The 19,662-nt window shown below is 60.2% G+C and carries 18 protein-coding genes; 5 read left to right on the forward strand and 13 right to left on the reverse strand.

Going from position 1 to position 19,662, the window contains the following annotated elements; genetic code table 11:
- Positions 1 to 72: 72 nt before the first annotated feature.
- The 3 genes from yjiA to AACY36_RS14440 all read right to left on the reverse strand — a co-directional run bounded on the left by yjiA (position 73) and on the right by AACY36_RS14440 (position 3,461).
- Positions 73 to 1,032, reverse strand: coding sequence for a GTPase (yjiA, locus tag AACY36_RS14430; RefSeq protein ID WP_339416814.1), 960 nt, complete (start codon positions 1,030 to 1,032; stop codon positions 73 to 75).
- A gap of 149 nt (positions 1,033 to 1,181) precedes the next feature.
- Positions 1,182 to 1,379, reverse strand: a complete 198-nt coding sequence (locus tag AACY36_RS14435; RefSeq protein ID WP_003176208.1) for a YbdD/YjiX family protein — start codon at positions 1,377 to 1,379, stop codon at positions 1,182 to 1,184.
- 15 nt (positions 1,380 to 1,394) lie between these two features.
- Positions 1,395 to 3,461 carry a carbon starvation CstA family protein gene (locus tag AACY36_RS14440; protein ID WP_339416816.1) on the reverse strand — a complete coding sequence of 689 codons (2,067 nt, stop codon included), beginning with the start codon at positions 3,459 to 3,461 and terminating at the stop codon, positions 1,395 to 1,397.
- A gap of 174 nt (positions 3,462 to 3,635) precedes the next feature.
- Here AACY36_RS14440 and AACY36_RS14445 point away from each other — a divergent pair, with 174 nt between their 5' ends.
- Complete coding sequence (locus AACY36_RS14445) at positions 3,636 to 4,004, forward strand: PilZ domain-containing protein (RefSeq protein WP_339427989.1); 369 nt, start codon at positions 3,636 to 3,638, stop codon at positions 4,002 to 4,004.
- A 127-nt stretch (positions 4,005 to 4,131) separates the two neighbouring features.
- Here AACY36_RS14445 and radA read toward each other — a convergent pair whose 3' ends face one another.
- The 3 genes from radA to katB are packed head-to-tail and all read right to left on the reverse strand — an operon-like array spanning position 4,132 to position 7,674.
- Positions 4,132 to 5,499, reverse strand: coding sequence for a DNA repair protein RadA (gene radA / locus AACY36_RS14450; RefSeq protein WP_099584746.1), 1,368 nt, complete (start codon positions 5,497 to 5,499; stop codon positions 4,132 to 4,134).
- Positions 5,500 to 5,534: 35 nt separating this feature from the next.
- The gene (locus AACY36_RS14455) at positions 5,535 to 6,074 is read right to left on the reverse strand and encodes an ankyrin repeat domain-containing protein (protein ID WP_339416822.1); all 540 of its coding nucleotides are present in this window, start codon (positions 6,072 to 6,074) and stop codon (positions 5,535 to 5,537) included.
- A 58-nt stretch (positions 6,075 to 6,132) separates the two neighbouring features.
- Positions 6,133 to 7,674 carry a catalase KatB gene (gene katB / locus AACY36_RS14460; protein ID WP_339416824.1) on the reverse strand — a complete coding sequence of 514 codons (1,542 nt, stop codon included), beginning with the start codon at positions 7,672 to 7,674 and terminating at the stop codon, positions 6,133 to 6,135.
- A gap of 286 nt (positions 7,675 to 7,960) precedes the next feature.
- On the opposite strand from katB, the gene mscL reads away from it, so the two are divergent.
- Complete coding sequence (gene mscL / locus AACY36_RS14465) at positions 7,961 to 8,380, forward strand: large-conductance mechanosensitive channel protein MscL (RefSeq protein WP_339416826.1); 420 nt, start codon at positions 7,961 to 7,963, stop codon at positions 8,378 to 8,380.
- A 44-nt stretch (positions 8,381 to 8,424) separates the two neighbouring features.
- Here mscL and AACY36_RS14470 read toward each other — a convergent pair whose 3' ends face one another.
- On the reverse strand, positions 8,425 to 9,201 hold the full coding sequence (locus tag AACY36_RS14470; protein ID WP_339416828.1) for a ferredoxin--NADP reductase: 777 nt from the start codon (positions 9,199 to 9,201) through the stop codon (positions 8,425 to 8,427).
- A 383-nt stretch (positions 9,202 to 9,584) separates the two neighbouring features.
- Here AACY36_RS14470 and AACY36_RS14475 point away from each other — a divergent pair, with 383 nt between their 5' ends.
- On the forward strand, positions 9,585 to 10,298 hold the full coding sequence (locus AACY36_RS14475; protein ID WP_339427988.1) for a helix-turn-helix transcriptional regulator: 714 nt from the start codon (positions 9,585 to 9,587) through the stop codon (positions 10,296 to 10,298).
- A 162-nt stretch (positions 10,299 to 10,460) separates the two neighbouring features.
- Positions 10,461 to 11,585 (forward strand): class I SAM-dependent methyltransferase, encoded by a 1,125-nt coding sequence (locus AACY36_RS14480; RefSeq protein ID WP_339416832.1) that lies wholly within the window; start codon positions 10,461 to 10,463, stop codon positions 11,583 to 11,585.
- A gap of 67 nt (positions 11,586 to 11,652) precedes the next feature.
- Here the strand turns inward: AACY36_RS14480 and AACY36_RS14485 are convergent, their stop codons facing one another.
- Genes AACY36_RS14485 through AACY36_RS14495 form a run of 3 tightly spaced genes read right to left on the reverse strand, consistent with a single transcriptional unit; the run spans position 11,653 to position 14,281 of the window.
- Positions 11,653 to 11,820: a DUF2474 domain-containing protein gene (locus AACY36_RS14485; protein WP_010562540.1), complete on the reverse strand. Its 168-nt coding sequence runs from the start codon at positions 11,818 to 11,820 to the stop codon at positions 11,653 to 11,655.
- 12 nt (positions 11,821 to 11,832) lie between these two features.
- Positions 11,833 to 12,840 carry a cytochrome d ubiquinol oxidase subunit II gene (gene cydB, locus AACY36_RS14490; protein ID WP_339416833.1) on the reverse strand — a complete coding sequence of 336 codons (1,008 nt, stop codon included), beginning with the start codon at positions 12,838 to 12,840 and terminating at the stop codon, positions 11,833 to 11,835.
- A 1-nt stretch (position 12,841) separates the two neighbouring features.
- On the reverse strand, positions 12,842 to 14,281 hold the full coding sequence (locus tag AACY36_RS14495) for a cytochrome ubiquinol oxidase subunit I (protein ID WP_339416834.1): 1,440 nt from the start codon (positions 14,279 to 14,281) through the stop codon (positions 12,842 to 12,844).
- Positions 14,282 to 14,601: 320 nt separating this feature from the next.
- Between AACY36_RS14495 and AACY36_RS14500 the strand changes: the two genes are divergently transcribed.
- A complete protein-coding gene (locus AACY36_RS14500; protein WP_339416835.1) occupies positions 14,602 to 15,840 on the forward strand; it encodes an MFS transporter in 1,239 nt (412 codons plus the stop codon).
- 134 nt (positions 15,841 to 15,974) lie between these two features.
- Here the strand turns inward: AACY36_RS14500 and AACY36_RS14505 are convergent, their stop codons facing one another.
- Genes AACY36_RS14505 through AACY36_RS14515 form a run of 3 tightly spaced genes read right to left on the reverse strand, consistent with a single transcriptional unit; the run spans position 15,975 to position 19,647 of the window.
- Entirely contained in the window at positions 15,975 to 18,158 is a 2,184-nt protein-coding gene (locus AACY36_RS14505; protein WP_339416836.1) for a xanthine dehydrogenase family protein molybdopterin-binding subunit, read from the reverse strand.
- Positions 18,155 to 19,144, reverse strand: coding sequence for an FAD binding domain-containing protein (locus tag AACY36_RS14510; protein ID WP_339416837.1), 990 nt, complete (start codon positions 19,142 to 19,144; stop codon positions 18,155 to 18,157). Before AACY36_RS14510 ends, AACY36_RS14505 begins: the two co-directional genes overlap by 4 nt.
- Positions 19,141 to 19,647 carry a (2Fe-2S)-binding protein gene (locus tag AACY36_RS14515; RefSeq protein ID WP_339416838.1) on the reverse strand — a complete coding sequence of 169 codons (507 nt, stop codon included), beginning with the start codon at positions 19,645 to 19,647 and terminating at the stop codon, positions 19,141 to 19,143. The genes AACY36_RS14510 and AACY36_RS14515 overlap by 4 nt, the downstream gene beginning before the upstream one ends.
- Positions 19,648 to 19,662: the final 15 nt, after the last annotated feature.

A 19,662-nucleotide genomic window follows, 5' to 3' on the forward strand; every position in this document is an offset into this window, starting at 1 on the left:
AGTGACAAATATGCTGACTGATCCACCGCTTTCGCGAGCAAGCCCGCTCCCACATTTTGATCGTATTTCAATTCAGGATTGGTAGACCTTTGCAAAGCCGTCGCGAATCTTCTGCTCCGGCAATTCATCGGCAATAAACACAATCACACTCTCGCGTGCCTCGCCTTCGGCCCACTCGGTATCCCAATCGAAACCGTAGAGCTTCAGCACGCCTTGGAACACCATGCGTCGATCTTCCCCGGCAATGTTCAGCACGCCCTTGTAGCGCAGCAGTTGCTTGCCGTGGTCTTCCAACAGTTCGTTCATGAACTCACTGAGACGGTCGATATCCAGCGGCTGGTCAGTGCGCAGCACCAGGCTGGAAATGCGGTCGATGGACGGCGCGGCGCTCACCGGGCGCAGGCTCATGCCAGCATTGAGGTTGAAGCCACGCACATCGAGCAGTTCCGCCAAGTCGATGTTGCCATGATCCACCACGCGGATCGGCGCACGGCGGTTGATGCGGGTAAGGCGTTCGCTGAGCGCGTCGAAGGTGGCGTCATCCACCAGGTCGCGCTTGCTGACCAGCAGGCGGTCGGCAAAACCGATCTGGGCCTGGGCGATGGTCTGGGTCAGGTGGTGCTCGGCGTGGGCGGCATCCACCAGGGTGATGATGCCGTCGAGGATGTAGCGCTCGCGCAGTTCCTCGTCGATGAAAAACGTCTGGGCCACCGGCGCCGGATCGGCCAGGCCGGTCGTCTCGATCACCAAGCGATCAAACGCGATCTCGCCGCTGTCCAGACGTTCGAGCAGCAAGTAGAGGGCTTTGGTCAGGTCGGTGTGGATGGTGCAGCAGACGCAGCCGTTGGACAGGGTCATGACTTGCACCGGTTCTGCGCCCAAGAGCTGGGTGTCGATACCGGCGTCGCTGAATTCGTTTTCAATCACCGCGATTTTCAGGCCGTGCTCGGCTTTGAGCAGGTGGCGCAGCAAGGTGGTCTTGCCGGCGCCGAGGAAGCCGCTGAGGATGGTGACGGGGATGGGAGAGGGCAAAGAAATTCTCCTGAAGGAACACAAAAACAAATGTGGGAGCGGGCTTGCTCGCGAAGGCGGTGGATCAGTCAGCACATACCTAAACTGACAGACCGCCTTCGCGAGCAAGCCCGCTCCCACAGTGGATCACCGCAAGCCCGAGTGCCGGGTCAGCAGCACTTAGGCCCACCCTTGCCACCGTAACGGGCTTCCTGGCGTTCCCGAAAGAACGCCTTGTAGTCCATCATCGGTTTGTCCGGGTGCTTGGTTTGCATATGCTCGACGTACGTGTCGTAGTCGGGCATGCCGACCATCAAGCGCGCGGCCTGACCGAGGTATTTACCGAGGCGACTGATGTCATTGAACATGGCTGCAATCCTCTATTACGCGTCCGGTACAGCCTGGAACGGGGCTTCTTTATCCGTACGCTCTTTGTTGCCCCAAGCGGCGACGCCGACTTTGAGCGCATAGAACAGGATGCTGAACACCACGAACAGGAACAGCGCCGTCAGCGTTGCGTTGGTGTAGGCGTTGTAGATCACGTGCTGCATCTGGTCGATGCTCTTGGCCGGGGCCAGGATCTGGCCGTTGGCCAGGGCATCGCTGTACTTCTTGGCCAGCGACAGGAAGCCGATCGCAGGATTCGCGTCGAACAGCTTGATGAAGCCCGCCGTGGTGGTGCAGATCAGCAGCCAGACGGCTGGCAGCATGGTCACCCAGATGTAGCGTTGGCGTTTCATTTTGATCAGCACAACGGTTGCCAGCATCAGCGCGATACCCGCGAGCATCTGGTTGGAGATACCGAACAGCGGCCACAAGGTGTTGATGCCGCCCAAGGGATCGATCACACCTTGGTACAGCAGGTAACCCCACATGGCCACGCAACCAGCGGTCGCGATGAGGTTGGCCGTCCATGACTCGGTGCGTTTGAGCGCCGGCACGAAGGAACCCAGCAGGTCTTGCAGCATGAAGCGACCGGCACGGGTACCGGCGTCCACCGCCGTCAGGATGAACAGCGCTTCGAACAGGATCGCAAAGTGGTACCAGAACGCCATGGTGTTTTCACCCGGCAGCACGCTGTGCAGGATCTGCGCGATACCCACCGCTAGCGTCGGAGCACCACCGGCACGCGCCAGGATGGTGGTTTCACCGATGTCATGGGCGACGGCAGACAGCGCCTCAGGCGTAATCGCAAAGCCCCAGCTGCTGACGGTCTGCGCCACGGTGACCACGTCCGTGCCGACAATCGCGGCCGGGCTGTTCATGGCGAAGTACACGCCAGGTTCGATCACCGACGCGGCAACCATGGCCATGATGGCCACGAACGACTCCATCAGCATGCCGCCGTAACCGATGTAGCGGGCATGGCTTTCACTGGCCAAGAGTTTGGGCGTAGTGCCCGACGAGATCAGTGCGTGGAAACCCGATACCGCGCCACAGGCAATGGTAATGAACAGGAACGGGAACAGACCGCCCTTCCAGACCGGACCGGTGCCATCGATGAACTGGGTCAACGCCGGCATTTTCAGGTCGGGCATGGTCACCAGGATGCCGATCGCCAGGGCGATGATGGTGCCGATTTTGAGGAAGGTCGACAGATAATCGCGTGGCGCGAGGATCAGCCACACCGGCAGTACCGCCGCGACGAAACCGTAGCCGATCAGCATCCAGGTGATCTGGATACCGGTGAAAGAGAAGGCCTTGGCCCACTCCGGATCAGCAGCAATCTGCCCGCCCAGCCAGATCGAGCCCAGCAGCAACAGCACGCCGATGATCGAGATTTCACCGATGCGGCCCGGGCGGATGTAGCGCATGTAGATGCCCATGAACATCGCGATCGGGATGGTCGCCATCACCGTGAAGATGCCCCATGGGCTCTCGGCCAGGGCCTTGACCACGATGAGCGCCAGCACCGCCAGGATGATGATCATGATCAGGAAGCAGCCGAACAGCGCGATGGTCCCAGGGATGCGGCCCATCTCTTCGCGGACCATGTCCCCCAGGGAGCGGCCGTTGCGACGAGTGGACAGGAACAGGACCATGAAGTCCTGCACGGCACCGGCCAGCACCACGCCGGCAATCAGCCAGAGCGTGCCAGGCAGGTAGCCCATTTGCGCCGCCAGCACCGGGCCGACCAACGGGCCTGCACCGGCAATCGCCGCAAAGTGGTGACCGAAAAGGATGTGTTTGTTGGTCGGCACATAGTCCAGACCATCATTATTGACCACTGCGGGGGTGGCCCGCCGTGGGTCGAGTTGCATCACGTTATTAGCGATGAACAGGCTGTAGTAACGGTACGCAACCAGATAGATGGCCACCGCAGCGACCACAATCCACAAGGCGTTGATCGCCTCGCCGCGGCGCAAGGCCACTACGCCCAGGGCGCACGCTCCTACAATTGCCAGCACCAGCCAGGGTAGATGGCGTAGCAGGCTATTATTATTTTTCATTTTTATATTCCAGCCAGGGTGGACAGAAAGGACAGCCATCCGGAGTTTAGCGCTACTGGCCTTAAAGGCCACCCCCCTACGTTGGTCTAGAGCCTTGCCAGCGCAAAAAAAGCAGAAAAAATGGCCTGATGATGGCGCAGAGCTACACTCTTTCTATCTACAGAGGGTTTGACCATGACCGAGCAAGCGTCTGACCGCCGCCGTTTTCGCCGGATCGCCTTTGATGCCAAGACCGAACTTCGGCAAAACGGCCGCGAGTGGCCGGTGCAGTTGGTGGATTTGTCGCTGAAGGGCTTGTTGGTAAAGCGCCCCGAGGATTGGAAGGGCAATAAGGCGCTGGCGTTTGACGTCGATATTCGCTTGGACCCAAAGGCCCATATCAAGATGCAGGTTCGGCTGACTCATGAGGATCATGACCAACTGGGCTTTGTGTGCCAGCACATCGACCTGGACTCGATCAGCCATTTGCGGCGGCTGGTCGAATTGAACCTGGGTGACGAGGAAGAGTTGGAGCGCGAGCTGGGTGCTTTGCTGGAGATTTAACAGCCAATACAATCCAAACGTGGGAGCGGGCTTGCTCGCGAAGGCGCAGTGTCAGTCGACGAATTCATCGCTGATACACCCCTTTCGCGAGCAAGCCCGCTCCCACATTGGTTTGCGGTGTTGCTGATTACTCGAACAACGCATCCAACGCCTGTTCCAACCGCGTCACGCCAATAATCGTGATCCCCGGCGGCGATTCCTTCGGTGCGTTGCCCTTGGGCACGATGGCGCGCTTGAAGCCGTGCTTGGCCGCTTCCTTCAAACGCTCCTGCCCGCTGGGCACCGGGCGTACTTCGCCTGACAGGCCGACTTCACCGAACACCAGCAAGTCATGCGGCAACGGCCGATTACGCAGGCTGGACATCACCGCCGCCATCAACGCCAGGTCAGACGCGGTCTCCAGCACCTTGACCCCACCCACGACGTTCAGGAATACATCCTGGTCATGGGTAGGAATGCCGCCGTGTCGGTGCAACACCGCGAGCAGCATCGCCAGGCGGTTTTGATCCAGACCCAAGGTCACACGCCGAGGGTTGGCCAGATGGCTGTCATCCACCAGCGCCTGCACTTCCACCAGCATCGGGCGAGTGCCTTCCCACGTTGCCATTACCACACTGCCCGGGACTTCTTCCTGAGCGCGAGTCAGAAAAATCGCCGACGGGTTGGAGACTTCTTTCAGCCCCCGGTCGGTCATGGCAAACACACCCAACTCGTTTACCGCACCAAAACGGTTCTTCACCGCCCGCAGCAAACGCAAGCGGCCGTCGGATTCGCCTTCGAAATACAGCACAGTGTCGACCATATGCTCCAACACCCGTGGCCCGGCCAGCGCGCCTTCTTTGGTCACATGCCCCACCAGGAAGATCGCCGTGCCGCTCTGCTTGGCATAACGCACCAGCAGCGCCGCGCTCTCGCGCACCTGGGACACACCGCCCGGCGCTGATTGCAATTGCTCGGTAAAAATGGTCTGGATCGAGTCGATCACCATGACCTTGGGCTTTTCGATACGCGCCGTGGCAATGATGCTTTCGATGCAGGTTTCGGTCATCACCCGCAGTTGGTCCTGGGGCAAACCCAAGCGACGGGCGCGCATGGCGACTTGCTGCTGGGATTCTTCGCCAGTGACATACAGCGCCGGCATGCGACTGGCGATGCTGCACAGGGTTTGCAGCAGGATCGTCGATTTGCCGATGCCCGGATCACCGCCGATCAACACCACCGAACCGTCCACAAGACCGCCACCCAACACCCGGTCCAGCTCGCCGGAAGCGGTGGAAAAACGCGGGATTTCTTCAACGCTGACTTCGGCCAACGTCTTGATCTGCGCCTGTTGCCCGGTCCAGCCGGCACGGCCAGTGGGGGCCGCCGCGCCGCCGCTTTCGATCATGGTTTCAGTCAGGGTGTTCCACGCACCGCATTCGCCGCACTGGCCGGCCCACTTGGGAAAGGTCGCGCCGCACTCCGTGCAGCCGTACATGCGCTTGGCCTTTGCCATTTGAGAACCTCCAACCGAAAAACCGCGATGATAGCTCAGCGCGGCGCCGGGGTCCGGATTTCACCGCTGGCCAATCGTGAAGCACTGTTGCCGATCGGGTCTTCGGCGTTGAGGTCGGCGCCTTTGGCCTTCAACTCATCCAACAGCTCGACGCGTTTGAACAGCCCGGCGTACATGGCCGCCGTCTGCCCGGCGCCATTGCGCTGATCGGGGTTGCAGTCGGTGGCCAGCAGGCGTTGGGCAATTTTCAGTTCGCCCTTGAAGATCGCGCCCATCAGCGCAGTGTTGCCGCGTTTGTCCTGCACGCAGGCGTCGGCACCGGCGTTGAGCAAGCGCTCCACGAACGGGCCCTGGCCGTGGTACGCGGCGAGGATCAACGCGGTGTAGCCCTTGTCATCCTGGGTGTTGAGGCTGTAGCCGGAATCGATAAAGGTGTTGAGCATGTCGAGGTCGCCACGACGGGCGGCGTCGAAGTAGTAATCCTGCAACTGGACCTTGAGCGCAACCGGGTCGGGCGACTCGGCGTGTGCGACAAAGGCCAGCATGGCCATCAGCAGACCGATAGAAATTCGCATGGGTGTTCTCCTGCCAAGGGTCGACGCCCGTCTCTGGGCGCCGACCATAACCAACGGATCAGTCAGTCAGTTTTTCCGCCAGCGCCTTCACGCGCGCCAGGTCCCCCTTGGCAACCTTGGCTACGCCAGTGCCGTACTCCGGATCGGCTTTGTAAAGGAACGACAGGATAATGTGCTTGCTTTCATCATCGGTGGTTGCCAGCGAGCCGCCGAAGTTCTCGATCAGGTCCTGACGCTCTTTTTTATTGAAGGAGCGGTACAGATCACCGGCTTGCTTGAAGTTCTGCTCACGCTGGATCTTCGCCTGCTGGGTGCTGCCCGACAGGGCCGATTGGCTATAGCGTGCGGCTTGCGGCTCTTCCCGAGGCTCCAGGCGGCTTGGCTGGTAGTTCACGCCGCTGGTGGTTTTGCCGGAATTCAGTGCGCCGTCCTGATTGCCATTGTTGACGGTTGCGCGTGGTGCGTTGATCGGCAGTTGCAGGGCATTGGCGCCCAGGCGGTACATTTGGGTGTCGGCGTAGGAAAACACTCGGCCTTGCAGCAGGCGGTCTTCCGACGGTTCGATGCCCGGCACCAGGTTGGCCGGGGCCATGGCCACTTGCTCGGTTTCCTGGAAGACGTTGGCCGGGTTGCGGTTCAGCACCATCTGCCCGACTTTGCGCTCGGGCACATTCGGCCAGATCTTGGTGGCGTCCAGTGGGTCGAAGTCGAACTTGGCCAGGTCTTCAGGCTTGAGCACCTGTACGTACAGGTCCCACTTGGGGAAGTCGCCCTTGTTGATATGCGTGACCAGATCGTTGGTCATGTGGCTGTAGTCACGGCCCTGCACTTCGGTAACTTGCTTAGGATCCAGATTCTTGATGCCTTGCAGGCTTTTCCAGTGGAATTTGACGTAGTGCACATCGCCTTTGGCATTGATCAGCTTGTAGGCGTGCACACCGTTGCCATCCATTTCCCGATAGCTGGCCGGGGTGCCGGAGTCGGCGTACAGCTCGGTCAGCGTGCGCGTGGACTCGGGCACATGGGAGAAGAAGTCGAAGCGACGGGAGTCGTCATCGAGGTTGGTGCGCGGGTCGGGTTTGAACGCGTGGACCATGTCCGGGAACTTGATCGCATCGCGGATAAAGAACGTCGGGAAGTTGTTGCCCACCAGGTCCCAGTTGCCGTCGGCGGTGTAGAACTTGGTGGCGAAACCGCGCGGGTCGCGCAGGGTTTCCGGGGAGTGGTTGCCGTGTACCACGGCGGAGAAGCGCACGAACACCGGTGTGGTTTCGCCAGCGGCGAATACCTTGGCCTTGGTCAAATCGCTGAGGTTGTCGGTGACCGTGAAGGTGCCGTGGGCGCCCGTGCCACGGGCGTGTACCACGCGCTCCGGGATGCGTTCGCGGTCGAAGCGTTGCAGCTTCTGGATCAGTTGCACGTCCTGCAGCAGTACAGGGCCATTGGCGCCGGCGGTTTGCGAGTTCTGGTTGTCGCCCACCGCTGCACCGTTATCGCGGGTCAAGTTGGCGGCTTGCACAGAGAGGGACAGCAGGCTGGCGGTCACCAGTACCAGCGCAGTTCGCGCTATAACAGGCCCGCGGCTCATTGGGGTGTTCATCAAGGTTTCCTCTGGTTTTTTTAGTGCACATTCAGTTGTGCTTGCCAGAGGCTAGTGACCCGAGAGTCAGAAGATAAATAGAAAAGACGTACCAACCCGATTGATAAAATAATCTAGTAAGCACCTGATTTAGCGAGTATTTCGCGCGCGATTGATGGCACTTTGCAAACTATTTTCGATTTAATGTGTCGATTAAAACTAACAGTGTTAACGGTTGTGTCAGGCAAGCCCGCTACGACTGAATTACACTGAGCCCCACCCTTCTCATCTGTAACAAGGAATAACCATGGGCGTGATCAGTGAGTTCAAGGCCTTCGCGGTCAAAGGTAATGTGGTCGACATGGCCGTCGGTATTATCATCGGCGCGGCCTTCGGCAAAATTGTTTCCTCCTTTGTTGGCGACGTAATAATGCCGCCCATTGGTCTGCTGATCGGTGGCGTGGACTTCGCTGACCTGGCGATAACGCTCAAGGCAGCGCAAGGCGATGTGCCTGCGGTGGTGCTGGCCTACGGTAAGTTCATCCAGAGCGTCATCGACTTTGTCATCGTCGCGTTTGCGATCTTCATGGGTGTGAAGGCGATCAATCGCCTGAAGCGTGAAGAGGCCGTGGCACCAAGCCTGCCACCGACGCCGACCAAGGAAGAACTGTTGTTGGGTGAGATCCGTGATCTGCTCAAGGCACAGAACGACAAGCCGCTTCAGTAAACACCGGCTTGAAAAAAAGGCGCCTGCTTGAGGCGCCTTTTTTATTACCAGTAATTTTCTACCGCCACCTGACCAGGACGACGGCTCAGGCTCAGATTCATATCGCGCTGCTTGAGCAACTGCCGCGTGTCATCAACCATCTGCGGGTTGCCGCAGATCAGCACGCGGGAATGCTCCGGAGCCAGCTCAACGCCGGCCGCGCGTTCCAGTTCGCCATTTTCGATCAGCGTCGTGATGCGCCCATTCAGCGCGCCCGGGTGTTGTTCACGGGTGACGATAGGAATGTAGGTGAGCTTGTGCGCGTATTCGGCCAGGTACTCGCGCTCGCCCAGTTCGTTGATCAGCGCCTGATAGGCCAGCTCCTTGGCTTCGCGGGCGCTGTACACCAGGATGATGCGCTCGAATTTATCCCAGACCTCGAAGTCCTGCAGGATCGACAAAAACGGCGCCACCCCGGTGCCAGTGCCCAGCATCCACAAATCGCGACCATCGACGAAACGGTTCAACGTCAGGAATCCGGTGGCCTGGCGTTCCACCATCAAGGTATCGCCCACCCGCAGGCGACTCAGCTCACTGGTGAACTCACCGCCCGGGACGACGATCGAGAAAAAATCCAAGTGCTCATCAAACGGCGAGGACACTAAGGAATAGGCGCGCCAGACGGTGCTGCCATCCGCCTTGGTCACCCCCAGGCGCACAAACTGGCCCGCAGTGAAGCGGAAACCGGGATCGCGGGTGGTGCGCAGGGTAAACAGGCTGGGGGTCAGCGATTGCACATCGAGCAAGGTCTGGCGGGTGAATTTCTCAGCGCTGGCCGTCATGGGGGCCTCCGTTCAACAGGTGCCCTAGTGTCTCTCAAAGTGGCGCGTGGAAACACCTGTGGTTGGTAGTGGTATCGCGCAACACATGCAGTAATGGCTATCCAATTGCACCGCCAATCAATTGGCTATTAGCCTCTCAACCCCCCTTACAAACAGGTTGTTAGTTGATCGTTACAGGGCCTTCAAACGCCTAATAAACCGCGACTTTCAGACTGCCCGCGGCCAACGCCAGCAGGTCACTTTGCAGAAAAATTCTTAAAAACCTGCGCGCAAGAACGAAATTTTCCTCTCGACATGTAGCCGTTGTCCTACACTCATTTCCGTGCAGCGTTGGGGGTCCAGGACGTACCTCAAGGCACGGAGAATTCCATGGAGCGTTACCAATGATTAACTGGCGCAACACACGGCATCCCAAACTAGAAGGCGAAGATGAGGCCACCAGCGTGTTTGAAATGGTAGCCATCAGAACCTTAGAGCTCGGCTTCCAACACTGTTCCTTCAAAATGAGCGCTAACCTGCCTAAAAACCAAGTCAAGCCGATTGAATTCACCAACTACCCAAATGAATGGAAAACAGTGTATGACCAGGCGAGCTTCTTTGGCGTAGACCCGGTGGTTAAGCACTGTAGGGAGAGCCCGCTGCCCATTGTCTGGAAGGAAGAAACCTTTAAAGACGTACCCAGCCTTTGGTCATTGGCGCAGACTTCAGGCGTGCACATCGCGCTGACCATAACCGTCCATGATTTCCGGGGCATGTTCAGCATGTTGACCCTGAGCCGCGGTAAAGGCGCAATCACGCCGGAAGAACTTTACGAAAAAGCGGGGCTGATGCTGTGGTTGTGTCACGCGATGCATGCAGTACTGGCGCATAAGTATGCCGACATACCACCCAGTACTAAACCCGCCAGCCTGTTGACCCCGCGTGAAACGGAAGTGCTCATGTGGTCCGGCAAGGGCAAGACCGCAGCGGACATCGCCGCCATCCTTTGTTTATCCGAACGCACGGTGGGCTTTCATGTCTGCAGTTGCCTGAAAAAACTGGGGGTCAACAACAAGATCGCCGCCGTGCTCCGCGCCGCGCAAGACGGGATTATTTGACCCGCCAGCAAACACCGCATGTAATCCCCCTGAAAAAAAAGTAACATTTGCGGCCAATTCTGAGTGTTGAGCAGCCACCCCCCGGGTGCCGCCAGTCGTTCACTCAGACGTCTCGGCTGGCCACTGCCGAACACTTATCGTTTACCCAGAGCCTCCCCCTCCATGCCCCTGCTCGAAAGCCCCTTCGCCCAGCTCGATCTGATCCGCCAGCCAGAGCAACATAATGATCCGCTGCAAGCCTTCGATGCGGCTGACGAGTACCTGCTCAATCATCTGGCCGAACAGCAGCCGACTACTGAGACCCGCGTGTTGGTGCTCAATGACAGCTTCGGCGCTCTGGCCGTCAGCCTCCAGGGCCAAGTACAGGTAACCTCCAGCGGCGACTCATTCCTGGCAGCCCAGGGCCTGGAGAAAAACCTGGTGCGCAACAGCAAGGCGTTTGACGCTGTGCCGTTCATCCCGGCCAGCCAAATCCCGGCAGGGCCTTTTGACCGCGTACTGATCCGCGTGCCGAAAACCCTGGCCCTGCTCGAAGAGCAATTGATCCGCCTGCAAGGCCAGCTTGCGCCAGGCGCCGAAGTGATTGCCGGGGCGATGATCAAGCACTTGCCACGGGCGGCGGGCGAGTTGCTGGAACGCTACATCGGGCCGATGCACGCATCGCTGGCGGTCAAGAAAGCGCGATTGCTGATCGCCACTGTTGAAGATCGTCCCGCGGCTGTCTCGCCGTATCCGACCCGCTACACCCTCGACGCGCCAGCCATCGAGTTGCTGAACCACGCCAACGTGTTCTGCCGCGAAAGCCTGGACATCGGCACCCGTGCGTTCCTGCCGCACCTACCCAAAAGCCTGGGCAGCGCGCGGGTGGCGGACCTGGGGTGTGGCAACGGTGTACTGGCGATTGCCAGCGCCCTGCAAAACCCCGAGGCGCAATACACCCTGGTGGACGAGTCCTATATGGCCATGCAGTCGGCGGCCCAAAACTGGCAAGCAGCGCTCGGTGAGCGCGATGTCATCGTACGCGCCGCCGATGGCTTGGCCGGCCAGGCACCCGATTCGCTGGACGTGGTGCTGTGCAACCCGCCGTTCCACCAGCAGCAGGTGGTCGGTGACTTCCTCGCCTGGCGTATGTTCCAGCAGGCGCGGGAAGCGCTGGTAGTCGGCGGCGCCCTCTATATAGTCGGCAACCGCCACTTGGGTTATCACACCAAGCTGGCGCGATTGTTCCGGGGTGTCGAGCAAATCGCCACCACGCCGAAATTCGTGATCCTCAAAGCGCGCAAATAAAAAAGCCCCGCCACTGCGAGGAGAGGCGGGGCCAAAAAACCGTGCCGCAAGGCAACGGGATGGGATGTCAGTGGGTGGTCAAGCCAGCCGCGTTCATGAACATGCGCATCAGGCTGGCCACGACGAACAGGGCCAGCACGCTGCCAGTCCAGATCATCGCCAGCCACCCCAGGCGCCGCCACAACGGTTGTTTCTCGGCCTGTTCAATCTCGTGCAACGTAGGTTTGCCGGACATGAGACGACCCTCCTAGTGATAACCGTCTTCGTGGGTGACCTTGCCGCGGAATACGTAGTAGCTCCAGAAGGTGTAGCCCAGGATGAACGGGATGATGAATAACGTGCCCACCAGCATGAAGCCTTGGCTTTGCGGCGGCGCCGCAGCGTCCCAAATCGACACCGATGGCGGAATGATGTTCGGCCACAGGCTGATACCCAGGCCGCTGTAGCCCAGGAAGATCAGCACCAGCGTCAGCAGGAACGGCGTGTAGTGCGCGTTGCGTGCCACGGCGCGGAACAGGCCGTACATGGTCACCAGCACCAGGATCGGCACTGGCAGGAACCAGAACAGGTTGGGCAGGGTGAACCAGCGCGAGGCAATTTCCGGGTGCGTCAGCGGCGTCCAGATACTCACGATGCCGATCACCGCCAGCACCACGAACGCCAGGGGCCGCGCCAGGTTGTGCATCTTCTCCTGCAACGGGCCTTCGGTCTTCATGATCAGCCAGGTGCAACCGAGCAACGCATAGGCCACGATCAACGCCACACCGCAGAACATCGTGAACGGTGTGGCCCAGTCCAGCGAACCGCCGGCGAACTGGCGATTCACTACCGGGATGCCATCGATAAACGCCCCCAGCGCCACGCCCTGGAAGAACGTCGCAGCCAACGAGCCACCGATAAACGCCTTGTCCCACAGGTGACGCTTGTGGTCTTTGGCCTTGAAGCGGAACTCGAACGCGACGCCGCGAAAGATCAGCCCGATCAACATCAGCATCAGCGGCAGATACAGCGCCGACAACACCACCGAATAGGCCAGCGGGAACGCGCCGAACAGCGCCGCGCCGCCCAATACCAACCAAGTTTCGTTACCGTCCCAGACCGGCGCCACGGTGTTCATCATCACGTCACGGTCGGTCTTGCCCGGGATAAACGGAAACAGGATGCCGATACCCAGGTCGAAGCCGTCCATGACCACGTACATCATGATGCCGAAGATGATGATCACGGCCCAGATCAGCGGAAGATCAATACCCATCTCAATTCCCCTTATGCTGGATGTGGTCGTTGTCGTTGTCAGTGCCGTCATCGGCAGCAGACAAAGGACGCGCCGGCGTGCGCTTCTGGCCAGGACCACCGTGGGTCGGCTCGGTCACGTCATGGGCTACAGGGCCTTTGCGCACCAAACGCATCATGTAGCCAAGACCCGCACCAAACAGCGCGAAGTACACCACCACGAACAACACCAGGGTAATGGTCATCTGCGCCAGGCTATGCCCGGAAGAAGCATCCGCTGTGCGCATCAAGCCGTAGACCACCCACGGCTGGCGGCCGATCTCGGTGGTGAACCAACCCGCAAGGATCGCAATCAGGCCGGACGGGCCCATCCACAGCGCCAGGTACAGGAACGGTTTGGACGTGTACATCTTGTCGCCCCGGCGCAGCCAGAGGCTGAACAGGCCGGTGAAGATCATCAGGAAGCCCAGGCCGACCATGACCCGGAACGACCAGAACACGATGGTCGAATTCGGACGATCTTCCGGTGGGAAGTCCTTGAGCGCAGGCACCTGTTTATCCAGGGAGTGGGTGAGGATCAGACTGCCCAGGTAGGGAATTTCCACCGCGTATTTGGTTTTTTCGGCCTTCATGTCGGGCCAGCCAAACAGGATCAGCGGTGTCGGTTCGTTGCCTTTGTTTTCCCAGTGGCCTTCAATCGCGGCGATTTTCGCGGGCTGGTGCTTCAGGGTATTGAGGCCATGGAAGTCGCCGATCACCGCCTGGATAGGCGCAACAATCAGCGCCATCCACATCGCCATCGAGAGCATTTTGCGGATCGCCGGGTTGTCCTTGCCGCGCAACAAGTGCCAGGCCGCTGAGGAGCCGACGAAGAACGCTGTCGCCACGAAGGCCGCCGTGGCCATGTGCGCCAGGCGATAAGGGAACGACGGGTTGAAGACCACGGCGAACCAATCGGTTGGGATCACGCGGCCGTCAATGATTTCAAAGCCCTGGGGCGTCTGCATCCAGCTGTTGGACGACAGGATCCAGAAGGTCGAAATCAACGTACCCACGGCCACCATCACGGTGGAGAAAAAGTGCAGGTTGCGCCCGACCTTGTTCCAACCGAACAGCATCACGCCGAGGAAACCGGCCTCAAGGAAGAAGGCCGTGAGCACTTCGTAGGTCAGAAGTGGCCCGGTGACGGCGCCAGCGAAGTCTGAGAAGCGGCTCCAGTTGGTGCCGAACTGGTAGGCCATGACCAAGCCGGACACCACGCCCATACCGAAGTTGACGGCAAAAATCTTCGACCAGAAGTGGTAGAGATCACGGTAAGTGTCGTTGTGGGTCTTGAGCCACAAGCCTTCCAGCACCGCAAGGTAACTGGCCAGGCCGATGGTGATCGCCGGGAACAGGATATGGAATGAGATGGTGAACGCGAACTGGACGCGGGCGAGATCTAGCGCCTCCAAACCGAACATATGTTGTCCTCTTTCAGGTAATACCGAATGCCGGCCGGCGGCCTGCAATCACTGCCCCATCGCTATGGAGTACGGCGAATTTCAATTCGTTTCTTTTTTTGTCCAATCACGCTGGGATGCTTGCCTGGTCTGCCGACTTGAACTGCCCCTGCGACGGCATTGATCTGAATCAAGCATTGCTGAAAGAGTAGTCCCATTTTTGAGGTTGACCTGTGTGGTCTTTTGCCGCGTGACAGACTGCCTCAGCTCAGCTCCTGCAACTATCTGTTACAACTTAATGATAATCTCGGCGCTTCCCCCGGCCTTGACTCGAATTCCCGATGCCTAGCGAACCTGCGTTGCTGTTACGTCACCATCGCCCTTTCATCGCGTTCTGGCTGGCGCGCATCTTCACCGCCAGCGGCTTCCAGATGCTCACCGTGGCGATCGGCTGGAACCTCTACCAACTGACGGGCAACGTGCTGGACCTGGGTTTGGTCGGATTAGTGGAATTCGTGCCGCGCGTGCTGTTCATGCTGCACACCGGGCATGTGGCCGACCGCTATGAGCGGCGCAAAGTTGCCGCCATCTGCCAGACCGTGCAGGCGCTTATCGCATTGTCCCTGGCCATTGGAGGCCTGACCGGCAACGTGACCCGCGAGATGATCTTTATCCTCGCCTTCATGCTGGGTGCTGCGCGCTCGTTTGAAATGCCCACCACCCAGGCCATGCTCCCGAGCCTTGTGCCCGCCGCACTGTTCCCACGGGCCGTGGCCTCGTCGCAGTCGGCCCAGCAGCTGGCGACCATTGTCGCGCCGGCCCTTGGCGGCTTGCTTTACGCCTTTGGCAGCGTGTGGGTGTATGGCCCCACGGTGGTGCTGTACCTCATTGCCTGCGTGCTGACCCTGAATTTGCCCGCGCGCCAAACGCCGCTGAACAAAGCCAAGGCGACCATGGACTCTCTGCTCGCCGGTATCCGCTTTATCCGCAGCCGCCCGGATATTCTCGGTGCCATCTCCCTCGACTTGTTCGCCGTGCTGCTGGGTGGCGCCACCGCGTTGCTGCCGGTGTTCGCCAAGGACATCCTGCTGACGGGCGCCTGGGGCCTGGGCCTGCTGCGTTCGGCACCGGCAGTGGGCGCGCTATTGATGTCGTTGTGGTTGGCGCGGTTCGCGGTGGACCGGCATGTGGGCCGCGTGATGTTCACCGCCGTCGGCGTATTCGGCGTGGCGACCATCGCCTTCGGCCTGTCCACCTCGTTCTGGTTTTCCCTGGCGGTGCTGGTGGTGCTGGGTGCGGCAGACATGATCAGCATGGTGATCCGCGCCTCATTCGTGCAGTTGGAGACACCGGACGAAATGCGCGGGCGGGTCAGTGCAGTCAACGGTTTGTTTATCGGCGCGTCGAATCAGTTGGGCGAGTTTGAATCGGGCATCACCGCCCACTGGTTCGGCACCGTGCCTGCCGTGGTCATGGGTGGGATCGGCACGCTGGTGGTGACGGGGGTGTGGATCAAGCTGTTCCCGACCCTGGCGAATCGGGATCGGATGCATGTGCCGGTGGAAGAGCCCAAGGTTTAAGCCACACCGCAAATACTGTGGGAGCCGGGCTTGCCCGCGATAGCGGTGTGTCAGTCACCTCATCAGGAGCTGACCCACCGCCATCGCAGGCAAGCCAGCTCCCACACTTGATCTTCAGTGGGTAGGAGATTGCGTCAGAGCACTTTGTCCAAAGTAATCGGAAACGCCCGCACCCGCTTCCCAGTGGCGTGATAAATCGCATTCGCCACCGCCGCCGCTACGCCCACAATACCAATCTCACCAACCCCCTTCGACCCAAGGGCGTTGACGATATCGTCGCGTTCTTCGACAAACACCACGTCAATCTCGCCGATATCGGCGTTTACCGGGATGTGGTACTCCGCCAGGCTATGGTTCATGTAACGCCCCAATTGATGGTCGATCTGGGTTTCTTCGTGCAGAGCCATGCCGATACCCCATACCACCCCGCCGAGGATCTGGCTGCGCGCCATCTTCGGGTTGACCACGCGCCCGGCGGCAATCGCGCTGACCACCCGGCTGACCTTGATCGTGCCCAGGTCTTCATCCACACGCACCTCGACAAATACCGCCGAATGGGTAGCGGTAGCAAACCCCTCGCGCTTCTTGTCGGGCTCGCTGTCGACCTGCACCGCCAACGCGTCTTCGCCACTGTCCTTGACCAGCTGTGCCAATGACACACTGACGTCACCGGTATGCAACTGGCCGTCTTCAAAGCGTACGGACTCGGCCTCCTTGAATACCGGGTACGTTTGCCGAGCAACGGCCAACAGCTTGGCATTCAACGCTTCGCAGGCCTGCTGCACAGCCGTGCCGACGGAGGACACGGTAAACGATCCGCCCTGCAGCGGCGCAGTGGGCAACGATGAATCCCCCAACACAAAGGCCACGTCCTCAACCGCCACGCCACTGGCCTGAGCCGCGATCTGGGTCATCACCGTGTAGGTGCCAGTGCCGATATCGGTGGTGGCGCTGCTGACGGTCAGTTTGCCCTCGGCATCAATACGCGCCTTGGCGCTGGCCTTCATCTGCATGGCCTCCCACACGCCGCCGGCCATGCCCCAGCCGATCAACTGGCGGCCGTCGCGCATGCTGCGCGGTTCCGGGTTGCGTGGGTGCCAGCCGAAACGCTCGGCGCCTTCGCGGTAACACTCGCGCAGGGCTTTGCTCGACCAGGGCTTGTCTTCGTTCTGATTGCGTTCGGCATAGTTGATCAGCCGCAGTTGCACCGGGTCCATCCCCAGCGCGCAGGCCAGTTCGTCCATGGCGCACTCCAGGCCGATCACCCCGAGGGCCGCCCCAGGTGCACGCATGTCTAGCGGCGTGAACACATCCAGTGGCACCAACTTATAAGTAAGCTGCACGTTATCGCAGTGGTAGAGCATGCCGCTCCACTCCACCACATGCTCACTGAAATCCTCGAAGCGCGACGTCTGGCCAATCGCGGTGTGCCCCAGTGCCAGCAGGCGGCCGTTGGCGGCGGCGCCCAGCTGCAAACGCTGCAAGGTGCGTGGGCGGTAACCGAAGGTGAACATCTGCTGACGCGTCAGCGTGACCCGCACCGAGCGCTTGAGCGCCAAGGACGCCATCACCGCCAGCGGCAATTGATACTGCGGGCGCAGGCCCGAGCCAAAGGCGCCGCCGACAAATGCCGCGAAGACACGCACCTGGCTTTTATCCAGGCCGAAGACTTTTTGCACATAGGCCTGGCAGTTCTGCGGGCCTTGGGTCTTGTCGTGGATGTGCAGCGTGCCGTCCGGCTGAAACAGCACGGTGCTGGCGTGGGGCTCCATCGGGTTGTGGTGTTCGATGGGGGTGCTGTAGTGCAGATCCAGGCTGACGGCAGCGCCGATCCATTCGGCCTGGAAGTTGCCGCGCGGCTTGGGCGGAGTCTGCGGCGAGGCGTAGGCTTGTTCCTGCAAGGCCAGCAAGTCGGTTTCAAAGGCTTCGGTTTCGTACTCGATCTCCACCAGGGAGCCGGCATGTCGCGCCAGCTCGAGGTTATCGGCGATCACCAGCGCCAGTGGCTGGCCGCTGTACAGTACGCGATCGTTGTACAGCGGGCGAAACGGCGAGCCGTCGGCCGCATCATCGTCCTGGAAAGCATCATCGTAGCTGGCGATTGTTGGCCGATTGAGGTGATGGATAACCTCCACCACACCCGGCAGCGCCAGCGCCTTGGTCGCGTCGATACGCAGCACCCGGCCCTTGGCCACGGTGCTCGACACTACGCTGCCATGCAGCAGGCCTTCTTCGGGAAACTCACCGGCATACCGCGCTTTGCCTGTGACCTTGAGCAGACCGTCAACGCGGTCCAAGGGTTTGCCGATAGCGCTCATGGGCGTTCTCCTGCAACAGCGGCGTCGCTCAGGGCGCGAATAACCCCCCGGCGTGCCAGCTTGATCTTGAAGCCGTTGTGCTGCAGCGGCTCGGCGTCTTGCAACAGGGCATCGGCGGCGTTACTGAAGGTTTCACGGCTAACAACCTGGCCGATCAGTGCGGCTTCCACCACGCGGTCACGCCAGGGTTTGTGGGCCACGCCGCCAAGGGCCAGGCGCGCGTCGATGATGGTGTCGCCGTCCAGCTCAAGCGCGGCAGCCACAGACACCAAGGCGAACGCATAGGAGGCACGGTCACGGATTTTCAGGTAATTGCTATGGTTTGCCAGGTGATCGGCAGGCAGTTCGATGGCGGTGATCAGCTCATCGTCGGCCAATTGGTTGTCACGTTGCGGCGCATCACCCGGTAGGCGATGAAAGTCGGCGAACTCAATGATTCGCGAACCGCCACGCCCCTCTACATGCACCCTCGCCTCCAGCGCTGCCAAAGCGACGCACATGTCGGAGGGATGGGTGGCGACACACTGTTCACTGGCGCCGAGGATCGCGTGAATACGGTTCAAACCGGTGCGTGCCGGGCAGCCACTGCCGGGCTCACGCTTATTGCACGGCACGGTAGCGTCATAGAAGTAGTAGCAACGGGTGCGCTGCAACAGGTTGCCGCCGGTACTGGCCATGTTGCGCAGTTGCGGCGAGGCGCCGGCCAGGATGGCCTGGGACAGCAGCGGGTAACGTTGTTCGATCAGCGGGTGCCAGGCCAGGTCGGCGTTGCTCACCAACGCGCCGATCAACAGACCGCCACCGGCAGTCTCCTGAATGTCATTGAGCGGCAATCCTGTGATATCGATGAGATGCTCGGGGCGGCTGATGTTTTCTTTCATCAGGTCCAGCAGGTTGGTGCCACCGGCAATAAAGCGCGACGCGGCGCTGCTCAGATGAACCGCTTCTTGCACATCCGCAGGCTTGCTGTAGTGGAAGGGATTCATTGCTCACCTCCCACTACGTCTTCAATGGCATCGCGAATATTGCTGTAAGCCCCGCAGCGGCACAGGTTACCGCTCATCAGCTCTTGGATTTGCGCCGTGTCGTGGGCCCGACCTTCATTGGCCAGGCCGACGGCCGAGCAGATCTGCCCAGGGGTGCAGTAACCGCATTGGAAGGCATCGTGTTTGATAAACGCCTGCTGCATCGGGTGCAGTTGGTCGCCGTTGGCCAGGCCCTCGATGGTGGTGAGTTCGGCACCGTCGCACATCACCGCCAGCGTCAGGCAGGCATTGATCCGCTTGCCATCGCGCAATACGGTGCAGGCGCCGCACTGGCCGTGGTCGCAGCCTTTTTTGCTGCCCACCAAGTCGAGCTGCTCACGCAAAAGGTCGAGTAGTGTGGTCCAGGGCAGCACATCCAACTGGCGATCCTGGCCGTTTAGCCTCAGGCATATGGAGTGGCTGGCGAACGGTTGGGTCGCCGCGCCATTGGGGGTCGCGCTCATAAACACCTCACGGGT

Source organism: Pseudomonas sp. EA_15y_Pfl1_P101 (assembly GCF_963970835.1).
GTDB lineage: Bacteria > Pseudomonadota > Gammaproteobacteria > Pseudomonadales > Pseudomonadaceae > Aquipseudomonas > Aquipseudomonas tritici.